Source organism: Paenibacillus sp. WG02 (genome assembly GCF_055396115.1).
In genome coordinates, this window is record NZ_AP036016.1 from 875001 (window position 1) to 889626 (window position 14626).

11 protein-coding genes, 19 tRNA genes and 2 rRNA genes (1 of these 32 running past the window's edge) are annotated in these 14626 nt (G+C 44.7%); 28 read left to right on the plus strand and 4 right to left on the minus strand.

Annotated features, from left to right (window positions below):
• The 22 genes from ACBP55_RS03955 to ade form a co-directional block, all read left to right on the plus strand.
• Positions 1–1758, plus strand: a 23S ribosomal RNA gene (locus tag ACBP55_RS03955); it begins 1157 nt to the left of the window's first position.
• 130 nt (positions 1759–1888) lie between these two features.
• Positions 1889–2005: ribosomal RNA gene (rrf, locus tag ACBP55_RS03960) — 5S ribosomal RNA — on the plus strand.
• A 55-nt stretch (positions 2006–2060) separates the two neighbouring features.
• Positions 2061–2137 (plus strand) — tRNA-Ile (locus tag ACBP55_RS03965).
• A gap of 15 nt (positions 2138–2152) precedes the next feature.
• Positions 2153–2228 (plus strand) — tRNA-Ala (locus tag ACBP55_RS03970).
• 3 nt (positions 2229–2231) lie between these two features.
• Positions 2232–2304, plus strand: a tRNA-Asn gene (locus tag ACBP55_RS03975).
• Between the two features lie 73 nt (positions 2305–2377).
• Positions 2378–2465 (plus strand) — tRNA-Ser (locus ACBP55_RS03980).
• A 28-nt stretch (positions 2466–2493) separates the two neighbouring features.
• A tRNA-Met gene (locus ACBP55_RS03985) sits at positions 2494–2567 on the plus strand.
• A 9-nt stretch (positions 2568–2576) separates the two neighbouring features.
• A tRNA-Ser gene (locus tag ACBP55_RS03990) sits at positions 2577–2665 on the plus strand.
• Between the two features lie 18 nt (positions 2666–2683).
• Positions 2684–2758 (plus strand) — tRNA-Glu (locus ACBP55_RS03995).
• A gap of 23 nt (positions 2759–2781) precedes the next feature.
• Positions 2782–2857: transfer RNA gene (locus tag ACBP55_RS04000), tRNA-Val, on the plus strand.
• An 83-nt stretch (positions 2858–2940) separates the two neighbouring features.
• A tRNA-Met gene (locus ACBP55_RS04005) sits at positions 2941–3017 on the plus strand.
• 31 nt (positions 3018–3048) lie between these two features.
• Positions 3049–3125, plus strand: a tRNA-Asp gene (locus ACBP55_RS04010).
• Between the two features lie 76 nt (positions 3126–3201).
• Positions 3202–3277, plus strand: a tRNA-Thr gene (locus ACBP55_RS04015).
• A 76-nt stretch (positions 3278–3353) separates the two neighbouring features.
• A tRNA-Tyr gene (locus ACBP55_RS04020) sits at positions 3354–3435 on the plus strand.
• 13 nt (positions 3436–3448) lie between these two features.
• Positions 3449–3520: transfer RNA gene (locus ACBP55_RS04025), tRNA-Gln, on the plus strand.
• A gap of 75 nt (positions 3521–3595) precedes the next feature.
• Positions 3596–3668 (plus strand) — tRNA-Lys (locus tag ACBP55_RS04030).
• 18 nt (positions 3669–3686) lie between these two features.
• Positions 3687–3766 (plus strand) — tRNA-Leu (locus ACBP55_RS04035).
• Positions 3767–3805: 39 nt separating this feature from the next.
• A tRNA-Gly gene (locus tag ACBP55_RS04040) sits at positions 3806–3880 on the plus strand.
• Between the two features lie 9 nt (positions 3881–3889).
• Positions 3890–3966: transfer RNA gene (locus ACBP55_RS04045), tRNA-Arg, on the plus strand.
• 24 nt (positions 3967–3990) lie between these two features.
• A tRNA-Pro gene (locus ACBP55_RS04050) sits at positions 3991–4064 on the plus strand.
• A 7-nt stretch (positions 4065–4071) separates the two neighbouring features.
• Positions 4072–4142, plus strand: a tRNA-Gly gene (locus tag ACBP55_RS04055).
• Between the two features lie 172 nt (positions 4143–4314).
• Positions 4315–6138, plus strand: a complete 1824-nt coding sequence (gene ade / locus ACBP55_RS04060; protein WP_464649926.1) for an adenine deaminase — start codon at positions 4315–4317, stop codon at positions 6136–6138.
• On the opposite strand, the gene ACBP55_RS04065 is transcribed toward ade, so the two are convergent.
• Together ACBP55_RS04065 and ACBP55_RS04070 are read right to left on the minus strand one after the other, a co-directional pair.
• Positions 6115–6522, minus strand: coding sequence for a hypothetical protein (locus ACBP55_RS04065; protein WP_464649928.1), 408 nt, complete (start codon positions 6520–6522; stop codon positions 6115–6117). The two genes, ade and ACBP55_RS04065, sit on opposite strands and share 24 nt — an antisense overlap.
• Before the next feature lie 17 nt (positions 6523–6539).
• Positions 6540–6770, minus strand: coding sequence for a hypothetical protein (locus ACBP55_RS04070; RefSeq protein WP_464649930.1), 231 nt, complete (start codon positions 6768–6770; stop codon positions 6540–6542).
• A gap of 226 nt (positions 6771–6996) precedes the next feature.
• Here ACBP55_RS04070 and ACBP55_RS04075 point away from each other — a divergent pair, with 226 nt between their 5' ends.
• The 3 genes from ACBP55_RS04075 to ACBP55_RS04085 all read left to right on the plus strand — a co-directional run bounded on the left by ACBP55_RS04075 (position 6997) and on the right by ACBP55_RS04085 (position 10869).
• The gene (locus ACBP55_RS04075; protein ID WP_464649932.1) at positions 6997–7785 is read left to right on the plus strand and encodes an arylamine N-acetyltransferase family protein; all 789 of its coding nucleotides are present in this window, start codon (positions 6997–6999) and stop codon (positions 7783–7785) included.
• 573 nt (positions 7786–8358) lie between these two features.
• A complete protein-coding gene (locus tag ACBP55_RS04080) occupies positions 8359–8544 on the plus strand; it encodes a hypothetical protein (RefSeq protein ID WP_464649934.1) in 186 nt (61 codons plus the stop codon).
• A 222-nt stretch (positions 8545–8766) separates the two neighbouring features.
• A complete protein-coding gene (locus ACBP55_RS04085; protein WP_464649936.1) occupies positions 8767–10869 on the plus strand; it encodes a stalk domain-containing protein in 2103 nt (700 codons plus the stop codon).
• 55 nt (positions 10870–10924) lie between these two features.
• On the opposite strand, the gene ACBP55_RS04090 is transcribed toward ACBP55_RS04085, so the two are convergent.
• Positions 10925–12463 carry a stalk domain-containing protein gene (locus ACBP55_RS04090; protein ID WP_464649938.1) on the minus strand — a complete coding sequence of 513 codons (1539 nt, stop codon included), beginning with the start codon at positions 12461–12463 and terminating at the stop codon, positions 10925–10927.
• A gap of 131 nt (positions 12464–12594) precedes the next feature.
• On the minus strand, positions 12595–12981 hold the full coding sequence (locus ACBP55_RS04095) for a helix-turn-helix domain-containing protein (RefSeq protein WP_464649940.1): 387 nt from the start codon (positions 12979–12981) through the stop codon (positions 12595–12597).
• Positions 12982–13179: 198 nt separating this feature from the next.
• Here ACBP55_RS04095 and ACBP55_RS04100 point away from each other — a divergent pair, with 198 nt between their 5' ends.
• The 3 genes from ACBP55_RS04100 to ACBP55_RS04110 all read left to right on the plus strand — a co-directional run bounded on the left by ACBP55_RS04100 (position 13180) and on the right by ACBP55_RS04110 (position 14573).
• Entirely contained in the window at positions 13180–13626 is a 447-nt protein-coding gene (locus ACBP55_RS04100; protein WP_409372032.1) for a HEAT repeat domain-containing protein, read from the plus strand.
• Positions 13623–13808 (plus strand): DUF3934 family protein, encoded by a 186-nt coding sequence (locus ACBP55_RS04105; RefSeq protein WP_464649942.1) that lies wholly within the window; start codon positions 13623–13625, stop codon positions 13806–13808. Before ACBP55_RS04100 ends, ACBP55_RS04105 begins: the two co-directional genes overlap by 4 nt.
• 129 nt (positions 13809–13937) lie before the next feature.
• Complete coding sequence (locus ACBP55_RS04110) at positions 13938–14573, plus strand: spore coat protein (protein ID WP_173194027.1); 636 nt, start codon at positions 13938–13940, stop codon at positions 14571–14573.
• Positions 14574–14626: the final 53 nt, after the last annotated feature.

The window sequence follows — 14626 nt, forward strand, 5'->3', positions numbered from 1 at the left end:
CTGCGCCGAAAATGTAACGGGGCTAAACACGCCACCGAAGCTATGGCTTGCACTATGTGCATGGGTAGGGGAGCGTTGTATGTACGTTGAATTCTGACCGTAAGGACAGGTGGAGCGCATACAAGTGAGAATGCCGGTATAAGTAACGAAAAGATCAGTGAGAATCTGATCCGCCGAAAACCTAAGGGTTCCTGAGGAAGGCTCGTCCGCTCAGGGTAAGTCGGGACCTAAGGCGAGGCCGAAAGGCGTAGTCGATGGACAACAGGTGGAAATTCCTGTACCACCGTAGCCGTTATGAGCGATGGAGTGACGCAGAAGGATAGTGACGCGAGCTGATGGATGCTCGTCCAAGCAGTGAGGCTGATGTGTAGGCAAATCCGCACATCGTAAGGCTGGGCTGTGATGGGGAGGGAAACTTTAAGTACCGAAGGTCATGAGTTCACACTGCCAAGAAAAGCTTCTAGCCAGGCGAAGGTGCCCGTACCGCAAACCGACACAGGTGGGTGAGAAGAGAATTCTAAGGCGCGCGGAAGAACTCTCGTTAAGGAACTCGGCAAAATGACCCCGTAACTTCGGGAGAAGGGGTGCCTCGGTAGGGTGAATAGCCCGAGGGGGCCGCAGTGAAAAGGCCCAAGCGACTGTTTAGCAAAAACACAGGTCTGTGCGAAGCCGCAAGGCGAAGTATACGGGCTGACGCCTGCCCGGTGCTGGAAGGTTAAGAGGAGTGGTTAGGGGCAACCCGAAGCTATGAATTGAAGCCCCAGTAAACGGCGGCCGTAACTATAACGGTCCTAAGGTAGCGAAATTCCTTGTCAGGTAAATTCTGACCCGCACGAATGGCGTAACGACTTGGGCGCTGTCTCAACGAGAGATCCGGTGAAATTTTAATACCTGTGAAGATGCAGGTTACCCGCGACAAGACGGAAAGACCCCATGGAGCTTTACTGCAGCTTGATATTGGACTTTGGTACGATCTGTACAGGATAGGTGGGAGCCTTTGAAGCCTGAGCGCCAGTTTGGGTGGAGGCGCCGTTGGGATACCACCCTGATCGTATCGGAGTTCTAACCTGGTACCGTGATCCGGTATGGGGACAGTGTCAGGTGGGCAGTTTGACTGGGGCGGTCGCCTCCTAAAATGTAACGGAGGCGTTTAAAGGTTCCCTCAGAATGGTTGGAAATCATTCGCAGAGTGCAAAGGCATAAGGGAGCTTGACTGCGAGACCTACAAGTCGAGCAGGGACGAAAGTCGGACTTAGTGATCCGGTGGTACCGAATGGAAGGGCCATCGCTCAACGGATAAAAGCTACCCTGGGGATAACAGGCTTATCTCCCCCAAGAGTCCACATCGACGGGGAGGTTTGGCACCTCGATGTCGGCTCATCGCATCCTGGGGCTGAAGTAGGTCCCAAGGGTTGGGCTGTTCGCCCATTAAAGCGGTACGCGAGCTGGGTTCAGAACGTCGTGAGACAGTTCGGTCCCTATCTGTCGCGGGCGTAGGAAATTTGAGAGGAGCTGTCCTTAGTACGAGAGGACCGGGATGGACGTACCGCTGGTGTACCAGTTGTCTCGCCAGAGGCATCGCTGGGTAGCTATGTACGGAGGGGATAAGCGCTGAAAGCATCTAAGCGCGAAGCCCCCCTCAAGATGAGATTTCCCAGTATGTAAGACCCCTTGTAGACGACGAGGTTGATAGGTTCGAGGTGGAAGTGCAGCAATGCATGCAGCTGACGAATACTAATCGGTCGAGGGCTTAACCAATTCCCAACCAAGTGAAGATAAGCTTTGTAGCGAATTCCGAATACTTGATTGGGGCCCAGAAAACCTAAGCAATTCAAACCTTTACGCAAGTTTCGTATCTAGTTTTCAAGGCGCAAACACGCTTTGACTGTTTGGTGATGATGGCGGAGGGGACCCACGCGTTCCCATCTCGAACACGACCGTTAAGCCCTCCAGCGTCGATGGTACTTGAACCGCAGGGTTCTGGGAGAGTAGAACGTTGCCAAGCAGAATACCCCTAGTGGGTATTTTTTTTACCACCCTGTAGACTGTTTTACTCATTAGGGCCCTTAGCTCAGCTGGTTAGAGCGCACCCCTGATAAGGGTGAGGTCGGTGGTTCGAGTCCACTAGGGCCCACCAATTAATTTCTTTTATGGGGCCATAGCTCAGCTGGGAGAGCGCCTGCCTTGCAAGCAGGAGGTCAGCGGTTCGATCCCGCTTGGCTCCACCATATTCCCTGATAGCTCAGTTGGTAGAGCACTCGACTGTTAATCGAGTTGTCACAGGTTCGAGTCCTGTTCGGGGAGTCAAACCCCCAAAAAGTGAAGTGATGCTTCGTAGCATATTCCGATTACTTTTTGGGGACCCCATAATATATATGGAGAAGTGTCCGAGCGGCCGAAGGAGCACGATTGGAAATCGTGTAGGCGTCACAAGCGTCTCGAGGGTTCGAATCCCTCCTTCTCCGTTTCTTTAAATAAATGAAAGACATTTATGGCGGCGTAGCTCAGCTGGCTAGAGCGTACGGTTCATACCCGTAAGGTCGGGGGTTCGAGCCCCTCTGCCGCTACTAGATAATGGAGAGATACCCAAGTGGCTATAAGGGGACCCTCTGCTAAGGGGTTAGACTGCGTAAGTGGTGCGAGGGTTCGAATCCCTCTCTCTCCGTCGATAATTTTTAAGTTTGGCCCGTTGGTCAAGTGGTTAAGACACCTCCCTTTCACGGAGGTAACAGGGGTTCGAGTCCCCTACGGGTCACCATCAATTTTCTAGTTTTATCCCATGGAGGCTTAGCTCAGCTGGGAGAGCATCTGCCTTACAAGCAGAGGGTCGGCGGTTCGATCCCGTCAGCCTCCACCATACTACCCAAAAAAGTGAAGTGAAGCTTTGTAGCAACGCCGATTACTTTTTCGGGGCCCATAAAGAAATTATGCTTTCAATGACGCGGGGTGGAGCAGCCCGGTAGCTCGTCGGGCTCATAACCCGAAGGCCGCAGGTTCAAATCCTGCCCCCGCAACCAAACTCTTACTCAGAGTTATTTTAACTAGTATGGAGCTGTGGTGTAGTGGCCTAACATGCCTGCCTGTCACGCAGGAGATCGCGGGTTCGAATCCCGTCAGCTCCGCCATAATACCCCAAAAAGTGACGTTAAGCTTTGGAGTAAATTCCGATTACTTTTCGGGGACCCCATAACTTAAATATATGCCGTTGTAGCTCAACTGGTAGAGCAACTGACTTGTAATCAGTAGGTTGGGGGTTCAAGTCCTCTCGACGGCACCACAATTCCCAAAAAAGTGAAGCAAAGTTTTGTAGCAACGGCTATTACTTTTTCGGGGTCCGGTAAGGCTGTATATGTGGAGGCTTAGTGAAGTGGCTAAACACGGCAGACTGTAAATCTGCTCTCTTCGAGTTCGGTGGTTCGAATCCATCAGCCTCCATTTCCAATTACGTTGGGGATTAGCCAAGCGGTAAGGCAACGGACTTTGACTCCGTCATGCCAAGGTTCAAATCCTTGATCCCCAGTACTACACCCCATAAAGTGAAGGTAAGCTCTAAAGCGAATTCCAATTACTTTCCGGGGGCCCCAATAAATTACATGAGTCATTAGCTCAGTTGGTAGAGCACCTGACTTTTAATCAGGGTGTCGTAGGTTCGAATCCTACATGACTCACTGCCTTATTTACAGCATGCGCGTATGGCGGAATTGGCAGACGCACTAGACTTAGGATCTAGCGGGTGACCGTGGGGGTTCAAGTCCCTCTACGCGCATTCAATCCTCAGTAGCATTCATACTCCTGAGGTACCCATGCGGAAGTGGCTCAGCGGTAGAGCATCGCCTTGCCAAGGCGAGGGTCGCGGGTTCGATCCCCGTCTTCCGCTCCATCTTATTAAGCGCCCTTAGCTCAGCTGGATAGAGTATTTGACTACGAATCAAAAGGTCGGGAGTTCGAATCTCTCAGGGCGCGCCATTTTTTTATATGTTATAACCTTATCGGGACGTAGCTCAGCTTGGTAGAGCACCTGCTTTGGGAGCAGGGGGTCGCATGTTCAAATCGTGTCGTCCCGATAGACGCGCGGGCGTAGTTTAATGGTAGAACTTCAGCCTTCCAAGCTGATCGCGCGGGTTCGATTCCCGCCGCCCGCTTTAAAGAAAAAGATCACCTTCGGGTGGTCTTTTTTCGTTTGAACGTAAGCACCTTGAGAAAAACCATTTTCATGGTAAATTTAATATGAATCGATGATCAGGCGGATGTGACGCTTGTCACCTAATCGGAGTAGGTCATTAAAATTTAATTACATAAAGGAGTACAGAACCCATGACTCAAAATAAAAGAACTCAAAATAAAAGTACGCTGTATAAGAGAAATAAGCTTATTGATGTTAGCAGAACACTAGCTAAGGTTGCAATAGGCGAAGCTTTTGCCGATGTAGTTATTAAGAATGGAACACTCGTCAATGTGTATTCTGGTGAATTACTTGAGCGTATTGATGTTGCTGTTGCGGCTGGGAGAATAGCGTATGTTGGGAACGCAGACCACACCATTGGGGCTCAAACGGTCGTTATCGATGCCACAGGGAAGTATATGTCTCCGGGATTTTTAGATGGTCATATGCATGTTGAAAGCACGATGCTTTCCGTTACCGAGTTCGCCAAAGCGGCATTAGCCAAAGGAACAACGGGGATTTTTATGGACCCTCATGAAATTGCCAATGTGTTTGGAACAGAAGGTGTAAGGCTGATGCACGAAGAGGGGCAGCAGCTGCCGCTCAAAGTTTTCACGACTTTCCCATCCTGCGTACCAGCGACTACGGACTTGGAAGATGCAGGTGCAAGCTTAGAAGTGACCGATATTAAAGAGGGACTGCAGTGGGACAACGTGGTCGGACTGGGCGAAGTCATGAATTTCCCTGGAGTCATTTATGGCGATCCGAAAATGTGCGGGGAGATTGAAGAAACGATCAAAAGTGGTAAAACCGTCACAGGACATTTTCCAAGTGATGATGATCGTATGCTGCAGGCTTATATAGCATCCGGTGTAACATCTGATCATGAAACCGTAACTCGGGAACAAGGTCTTCATAAAGTCCGCATGGGCATGCACCTTATGATTCGTGAAGGTTCGGCCTGGCATGATGTCAAAGAGGTTATTAAGGTGGTAACCGAGGATAAGGTCAACACGGCCAATATTTCCCTTGTCACAGATGATGTAAATCCGCAAACTTTAGTGGAGAAGGGGCATCTCAATCATGTCGTGCGCCGCGCGATCGAAGAGGGAGTCGATCCAGTAACAGCGATCCAAATGGTAACGATTAATGTGGCGCGCTATTTTAAAATGGAAAAAGATTTGGGCAGCATTACTCCCGGTAAATGTGCTGACATTTTATTGCTGGATGATTTACAGAAGGTCGAGCCTTCGACTGTCATTACCGATGGCCAAGTTGTTTATGATAATGGCAAACTTACGGTTGCTTTCCCGGATTTCGTCTATCCTGAGCACATTCGTAATTCCATGAACGTTAAGCGGGAGCTTACGGCAGAGGATTTCAAGCTTGTAAGTCGCAGTCATCAGGATAAGACGAAGGTCAATGTCATCCGCATTATTGAAAACAGTGCAAGAACAGAGAAAATGACTGCAGCTCTAGGTGTTGAGCAGGGGTTCATTCAACCAGATACGGAGCAAGATATTATCAGTTTAGCCTGTATCGAACGACACCGTGGAACGGGTCAAATTTCACTTGGTTTTACGCATGGCTTTCAATTGAAGGCAGGTGCGGTAGCCTCTACAGTGGCGCATGACAGTCACAATCTAATTGTTATGGGGATCAATGAGCAGGATATGGCTTTCGCAGCTAATGAGCTTGTCAAAATGGGAGGCGGCATGATCGTTGTAGAGAACGGTAAAGTGGTGGCTCAAGTACCAATGACCATCGGAGGCCTCATGTCAGATAAATCATTGCTTGAGGTCGTTAAAGAGGTTGCAGAGCTCGAAAAAGCGTGGAAACAAATTGGCTGTCCATTGAACGCCCCGTTTATGACATTCTCATTAATTGCATTACCCGTCATTCCTGAAATTCGGATTTCAAACCGAGGTATTGTCGATGTTACGCAGTTCAAGCTAATTGAAGTGGAAATTGGTTAAGTGGGACAATAAATAGGTCCAAAAGAACGTATTCTTTTTATTCTTTTTAGAAGGATGACGTTCGGCGCGGGAGGTTAGGATGGTTTGCGGGAGGCCGGAAACGAGCTCAGCTTCCATCCCGACTGTTATTTCGGGTTCCTCGATCATTGGCAGGTCTAGGGTGGTGGCCACCTCATCTCGAATCTGATGCAGCAAATCCAATTGCTGTTCTAATTCGTCTACACGTTTGGAAAGCAGCATGTTCTCTTGCTTAAGCTTTTTAATAAGCTCATATAGTAATTTCATGGTGAGCTTCGGTTTCTCTGATGGCTCATTTTCTTCGTTATTGTTAGTGGGGGACAGCAGCATCATCAACACTTCATCACTGTTTACCTTGTCTGACACAGTATGGCCTCCTTTAATTAATGAATCTCACTGAGCTGCCCATCCGTAAAGAGATATTCTTTGGGAACAAGTGAAAGATTAATATTTCGGCTGCAGTCGATGTACTGTGGGTAAACAACTTTGATGGATTCCTCTTCTTGAATTGGATAGTTAATGATTTTATTCTTTTTGACTATATCTATAAAAAGATGAAACATGATGGAGATAATTAACAATCCCGTTAAACATAACTCTAAGTTTTGAATCATAAGTTAACCTCCTATGAATCTTTTTTCATAGATTAACGGATTAGAACTAAAATGTCGCTCGAAAACCGTTGTCGTTTTGTAAGCTTTTTATGAAGAGTTAAACGGAATATAAGGCAGAAATAGGGTAATGATGGTATTTTTAAACGTATATTGTTGTTAAATCTCACGACCTTGTCTATCAATGAAAAAAGAAATAAACTATAGCAATCGGGGAGACTCTCAAAGGATGGAGTTGTTCGAAATGTTCAGTAAAAATAGTCAGATTCAGACCTATCTGGAACGTATCGGTTTTGAAGGTTCGCTCGATGGCAGCGCAAAAACACTGGCCGACCTGCAGGAGTGTCATCTGCACACGGTTCCGTACGAAAATTTGGACATTATGAACCGCATAGCTTTATCGTTGGATCCTCAGGATGTATATCAGAAGATTGTCGTGCGCGGGCGCGGAGGGTACTGCTTCGAGTTGAATGCTTTATTCGGCTGGCTACTGCGGGAACTTGGTTATTCGGTCACTGACTTGGTCGCTCGATTTTGGCGCGATGAGCCGAATTCGCCACCGAAACGACGTCATCACGTCCTGAGGGTAGAGGCAGAAGGCACAGCTTTTTTGTGCGATGTCGGAGTAGGCGGGATCGTCCCTCGCAGGCCGATCGCATGGATAGAAGGTCTTGAACAGCATCAAGGAGAAGAGAGTTATCGACTCGAGCGCGATGCCTATTATGGTTGGATGCTTTGTGAGCAGAAGAACAAGGAATGGAACCGCATTTACTCGTTTACGGAGGAGCCTCAGCTGCCGAAGGATTATATCTTTGCGACCTTCTGGTGTGAGAACGCCCCGGATTCGATTTTTACCAAGAGTCCAATGGTAGCCATGCGCACCCTGGAGGGACGGAAAACACTGGCTGGCCGGGAGTTTCGTATCTTCACATCCGACGGGGTAAGGACTTTCACTCCTGAGACAGAAGAACAGTATAAAGCGGCCTTGCAAGAGCATTTTGGTATTCATCTAGATTAATAATTATTGTAGTTAAGTACTAGGGTAGAGTTAAGAGGACTCCGGAAGGGGTCCTCTTTCTTTTTCAAATTTGAAGTTCTTATTCTAATTACGAGAGTGATAACTTTCTGTCTTCACGTTCTAAGGCTTTCTGCTGCTCTTTGGTGAAGGTACAACTTAGTTTTGGTAGTCCAGTGTGTTCGTTGATGTAGATAGTTCTTACAACGCCTTGAATGTATTTCAGTTGTTTGGTCCATTCTTTTGGGTTGAACATGGACATCAACTCCCTATTAATAAATGTCTCCTACAAATTCTCCACGACAATGGTTTTGGAAGCGCTTTATTATTAGTTTATGTTTAAAATTTATGGATGATGCATCGAGTAAAAGTACTTTAGAACAACACGAAAGTGAGGGTGTGCATGATTTTACTCTATATGCATAAGCACTCGAGTATGACGTCATTACAGCAACGGACCATAAGGATGTAAATGGTTTATAATCTTGTTCACAACTAAGACAAATGGACAAGAATGAGCGAATATACTTATACGGAATCATCAGAAGTTGTTTATCAACTAGGAGGTGTTTCGGTATGATTTATTGGTTGTTGGCCGTTATTGTGGTTGTGGTTGGTTTATTGATTTTCATGAACGTGAAGAAGCGCAAGGTGGTTCCGGTGACTGATTTGCAAACACATAAGTCGTGCGCTTATTGTAACGAGGAAATTGCAATTGATGCAGTTGTATGCAAGTACTGTAGGGGTGTTGTCGTAAATTGAGGCTGATAGAATGAATAGCAAATGAGACAGCGGTCAGTTCGCATTAGTGTGAGCTGGTCGTTGTTTTGTTTTGTAGGTCTTCAACATTCATGAGCTAGCTCCCTTGAATAATTGTAAAATATAGTATACAGCCAGAATCTCTTTTACTATAATTAATGTAGTCAATCCATTTATTGGAATAAAAGGTTTTTACAAAAATAATTGAAAAGGAACATTAAACTTATGAGATTTCAAGCTTGCTCCATCGCTTTTTGTTTGATTTTAGTAACATTATTATTTCCTGCACAATCTTATTCAGCTAACTCCGATGTTAAGATCGAAGATCCTATTTTAGAGAAGGAAATCAGAAATGAGTTGAAGCTGGAAGCTGATCAGACGCTAAATTTAGATAATTTAGAGAAATTAACTTCTCTATATCCAAAAGGAAAAGAGAAGATTAAGAGTTTGAAAGGATTGGAGCGGGCTTCTAATCTTACAAAATTATTTTTACCCAACCAGGAGATCACGGATATCAGTCCTCTTCGAAATCTGTATCAATTAGAGTTTTTGGCTTTGGATGGTAATCAAATCCAAAATATTTGCCCGATCTCCAATATGACAAAAATACAACAGCTGCTCATAAGTAATAACCAAATTAAAGATATTAGTTGTTTATCTCGATTAACGGGGCTCACTGATCTTCTTGCCAGCAAAAATCAAATACAAGATATTGCTTCGCTATCTAAGTTGCCAATTAAGTGGCTTGATGTTACCAACAATCCTGTTTCAGATATTACACCAATTAACTCTATGAAGGCGTTACGTACGTTATTTATAGAAGAGGATAAGTTGAATGAGAAGTCGAAGTTCATGCTCCAGCAGCTTAAACAATCAGGTATAACCGTGAATAAGGCTCCTAACAAGTCGGACAGCACATCTGATATTACTGTTATGGTCAATGAGGAGAGAGTTTTATTTGATCATTCGCCAATAGTAGAGGCTGGAACGACACTAGTACAATTTAGACCACTATTTGAAAAGCTGGGTTTTACCATCCGTTGGGATAACGAGGCAAAAACCATTGAAGCTGAGAAAGAAAGTTTGCGTATTACCCTGCAAGTAGATAATTTGAATGCTAACTTGAATGGGTCTCCCTATGTTTTACCGGCAGTACCTATGAATGTCGAAGGTAGTATTTTCGTTCCTTTACGTTTTGTTGGAGAAGCATCCAAATATGATGTAACTTGGGAGAGTTCGAGCAAGACCATTTACCTCATGCCCGTTCATAACGTAATAAGTCCTGATGGGAAGTCCCAAATTACAGTAAGTGGACAGTGGCTTAATAAAACACCTACTATAGAACTCTCTCAAATATTCATCGTCAATGGAAACAATGTGATATTATCTATAACAGACACGCCGTATGCCCAATCGCCAATCAAATCACTAGGGGATTATGATAAGTTAATCAAAAAATCTCTGGAATCGCAAAACATTAAGGAGTATGGTCCAGATCGTTTAATGAAGATTAACGGATTGGAAGCTAGCCAATTCTCTTATTCCGTTAATGGGAAAAATGGAGTCAACTACACCGTTGTCCAGACGCTCATTAAAGGGAAGTACAATTATTTTAGACTCATTGTGCTTACAGGGGATTTGGTGTATTCCAAGGTCAATGAAGAGTACCAAAACATCGTCAACACGTTTCAAGAGATTAAAACTACTTCACAGTTAAATCAGGAAAAGTTTAGTGCCTTGTCTCCGAAAGAGCGGTTACTAGACGCTGCTCATTACTACAGGGAAGCGGGCTTCTTTCAAAAAGACAAGACTCTGACAAATCAGCAGTTTGATGACAAGTTTCTCGAGTTCTACAAAGGATTTGCAACCAAGAATTGGGATCCGTTTGATTCAGGAAAAGCGTACTACGATGCGCTCGCAGATCTTTATGTACTACAACAGGATAAAGATCGAGTTTGGTTAGAGTACACAGAAGCAGATTTTATCTCTAAGGATAAGAACTTCTATGTAGAAACATTGAAACAATGGAGTGCTATCTCTCGCGGCTCGTTTCTGCCATCTGACATTGTTGAAACATGGGATACCGAAGAGGGGCCAATAACGGTCAGCTTTATGTTAAATGGACAAAAGAAAACGATACATCCCAAGTATATGTATGATTATCTAGATACTGAAATTCTAAAAGACCTGAATGAAATGATGAAGAACACCGGTTATCAGTTCGCTGAAATTGACATGGATGAAGAGGTCTTTATTACGGTGTTGACGGCAAAAGAAAAGGACAGAATTCAACAAGATCGCTTGCTTGATTTTACTTCTTACCAATAATAAAAATGGAAAAGCAATAGAGGCCATCCCCAGATAAGGAGGATGGCCTCTATCATTATTTGTTCGTTATTTTCACTGTAGTTGTCTCAGGATCCCATTCTACCTTAGTACCCAGGGACTCCGCGATAAAACGAACAGGGACGAGCATGTTACCATTTAAAATTGTTGCAGGTGCTTCCAAAGCAATGGTTTTTGTGTTAATAGTAGCTGTCTCTTTACCGACGGTTAGGGTAATGACATCATTCCCTTTGGTAGCTGTAATAGTGGAGGTGGTGTTATCCCATTTCACTTCTGCCCCAAGGGTTTCAAAAATTTTGCGTAAAGGTACAAGTGTGCTTCCGTTGATAATGGTTGGTTGCTCTTCGAAGGTTAACGTTGATCCGTCTACCTTTACGCTAATTAGATCGATTGGAGGTACAGGCTCCACATTATTGCTTTTGATCCATACTGGCTCCGTTCTATACCACTGAGTCCCGTCTCCGGTAAAGCCGTTGCCCCAGGACCAAAGAGTTCCATCTTCCCTAAGAGCCATAGACCTTAACCCTGTGCCATGAGCGGCGATCTTTTCAATTTTAATCAGATTTTTGACCTGTACAGGAACATCGCTGTTCTCATAGGATCCGATTCCAAGCTGGCCGCCTGTATTTTTACCACTAGTCCAGACCGTACGATCCTTTTTTAAGTATAGAGGACCACCACCTGTTGCCTTGATATCAATAACATCTTGGATACCCTCTACTTTTTTAGGGGCCGATTTCTTAGATGTATCATCCCCGGCAATTTTACCACGCCCGTTGGAGCCGAACGTCCAAACGGTGTTGTCTTTCTTTAGGGCATAGGAATCGGCTCCCGCGGCAGCAACAGCTGTAATATCGCTCAAACCTTCAATCTGTACAACTTTGCCTTGGTCAAGCGTCCAAATGGTACCATCTTTCTTCAAGACTATCAAGTTATCACCGTATCCAGTAGAGATACTAGCAACGTTTTCAAATCTTAATTGTACAGGAGTTATATAATTTCCAATTGTGCCGTCAGATTTTTTATAATAGAGTCCTCCCCAAGCCCAAAGCGTGCCGTCATCTTTAATGGCGTAGCTTCTTGCCCATGCTCCCCATACCGCTACTACATGCGATAATCCTTGAACTTGAGTGGGTTCACCTTTATTGTTATCTATCCCTACTTTGCCGGACCCATTTTCTCGTTTCGTTTCCGTACCATCACCGATTTGCCCATCGGTATTATCGCCCCATGTCCAGACAGTTCCATCCTTTTTAACTGCTAGTGCATGCATAGAACCAGCACCTATTGCTTTAACATTGTTTAGCCCCTTCACCTGAACAGGTACTTTAGAATTGTTTGCTTGTTCCCCTTTTTCTCCATTACCAAAAACGCCGTTTCGATTACTTTCGCCCCAAGACCAGACTGTTCCGTCTGCCTTAACGCCTAAGCTAAATGTACCTCCGGCGACAATATCTTTCCAACCATTTGCCATCTCATCAGCTTGTGCGTTAGGAACGGAAACCGAAATGACAGTTAAAAATAAGGCTATCGGCATCACCAATTTGAGTAGACTGCACTTAGAATTGAAAGACATGTATAGTGCTCCTCGAATGACAGATTAATTGCATGATACAATTTCTCTATCAAAGTGCAAATACCTTCACCTATTCACTTGACTTTGTTATTTTTTGTATTTTTTGGATTGTTGTGTATCAACACGAAACCCTAACTCTTCCTATTCTTCCTACCAGACTCCTTGGCATCTATAGTATCCAGGAAATCATTCGTTGTCCGAACGACATACTTAACCTCATCAAGCCCTCTCTCCATGAGCATACTTTTGTGAATATCAAGGATCAGCTTTTTCTCATGAATTCCTTCACCATCAAGCTTCTGAAAATTGAACAACTCGCTGGGATCGATTTCTAAGGCATTCATTAGAATTTCCAACGTAAGAAGTGAAATATTTCTTTGCCCTCTTTCTATATCCGAAATGTGAGATTTACTCATACTATCCTTGCCTGTTTTTTCAGCCAACTGATCTTGTGTTAAGCCCTTTAACTTTCTAACCATTCTTAAACGCTCGCCAACGAGTCTTAAAAAATCGGACATCTCATTCACCTCAAAAACGAGGTTATTGAAATCGTTGATAAAAAGAGATACCCGTATAATATGATAAAAGTTATAAAATCCTGTATAAATGGTACTTTGATGCACCGATTTTAAATATAATCACTAAAAAGTTGGCGCTACACATCAAAAAAGTGTAACATCAATCTAATAACAGCAGACAGAAGGAGCTTGAATCATTTGACCATCGAATTAAAAAACGAAATACCTCCCAATTTTGAGGAACTAAAAAAATCGGCCAATCGTACTTCCAACTGGAGAGAACGTCTAGAAGCCGTTGAAGCATTAGGCCAGTATAACGACCAACAAACCATTAACATACTAGCGCGTATGATGAGCAGCGATGCTGTTTATCCCATTCAAGAAGCTGCTTACCGCAAACTCCGGGCATTTGGTGAGGATGTTCAGCTGCCGCCAAGGAAAAAAGGCGACTTGATTAAAGGTGCAGGTAAAGTTTTTGTGCGCATTAAGAAGAGCTTGCCGGAAGGCCATACGTTTGAAGAGTTTAAAGAGAAGTTACAGAAGACCAGAAGTGACGTATATGATACTTATGAAGGCGATAAAGGGCCTGACTTCGATCAATGGCTTGAAACCACGTGGGCGTCGTTGTTGAGAGTGAATACATGAGTAAAGCGAAGGGGAAAGGCGGAACCGGCAGAGGGACAGACAGTAAGGGCTGGAACCGATGGCAAGCTAGTGCGAATAGAGCAAAGAGTGCCCCAAAACCTTATAAAAGTAAAGGCCTATTAGCAGCAGCCAAAGCTGCCAAAGCCGCGAGCAGCAGCAATGGCGACAAATCTAAAGCTTAGCGGCTGCAGCTCATAAATATCTAACCCTCGGCATCCTGCCGGGGGTATTTACCTGCAAAATGAATAAAATCGCTCAACATAACTCATATTATCGAAGTCACTATTCCATTCATAAAAGGAGACTTCGAGATGCAGCAGCAAACGCCTAATAACAATATGACACAAGGCATGCCGAACATGAATCATGGGGGGCATGAGCTTTTTGATTTGCACGAGGTGTTAGCCTCTACGATCAATGTGCTAGACCAGTTTATGATCTTCCGACAATTCGTCCAAGATAACGAACTTCTGGATATTTTGGATCGCCAGTACAACTTTACGCTATTCCATTACAATATAACGGCAGAGTGCTTTTCAACAGGGCAGAAACCTAGTCAAGAAACGCAGACGTATATGATCCGAAATCTATCGCAGCCGATCTACGGGATCAAGCCTACACAGCCCAAAAAGCCGAATCAATCTCTGGCTGATGTGAAGGATGCAGGCATTAGCGCGCATATGCTAGGCCTTGTGAAATCCCATGCTGCGCTATTAACGATGACTTCCGTTGAAGTGACCAACCCTGCCGTACGTCGTGTTATGGCTTCTCAAGTACAGAACTTTATAGAAATGGCCTATGAGATTTTCTTGTATCAAAATAGAAATGCCTACTACCAAGTTCCACAACTCGAAGCTTCAGATATGCAAAAAATGCTTAACAGCTTCGTTCCGGCACAAGGAATGCCGCAAATGCCACCCAATAACAGGGCAGGAACTGTACACTAAATTGAACATAAACCAGCATCGGTCTCATCAACCCATGCTGGTTTTTCTTTGCT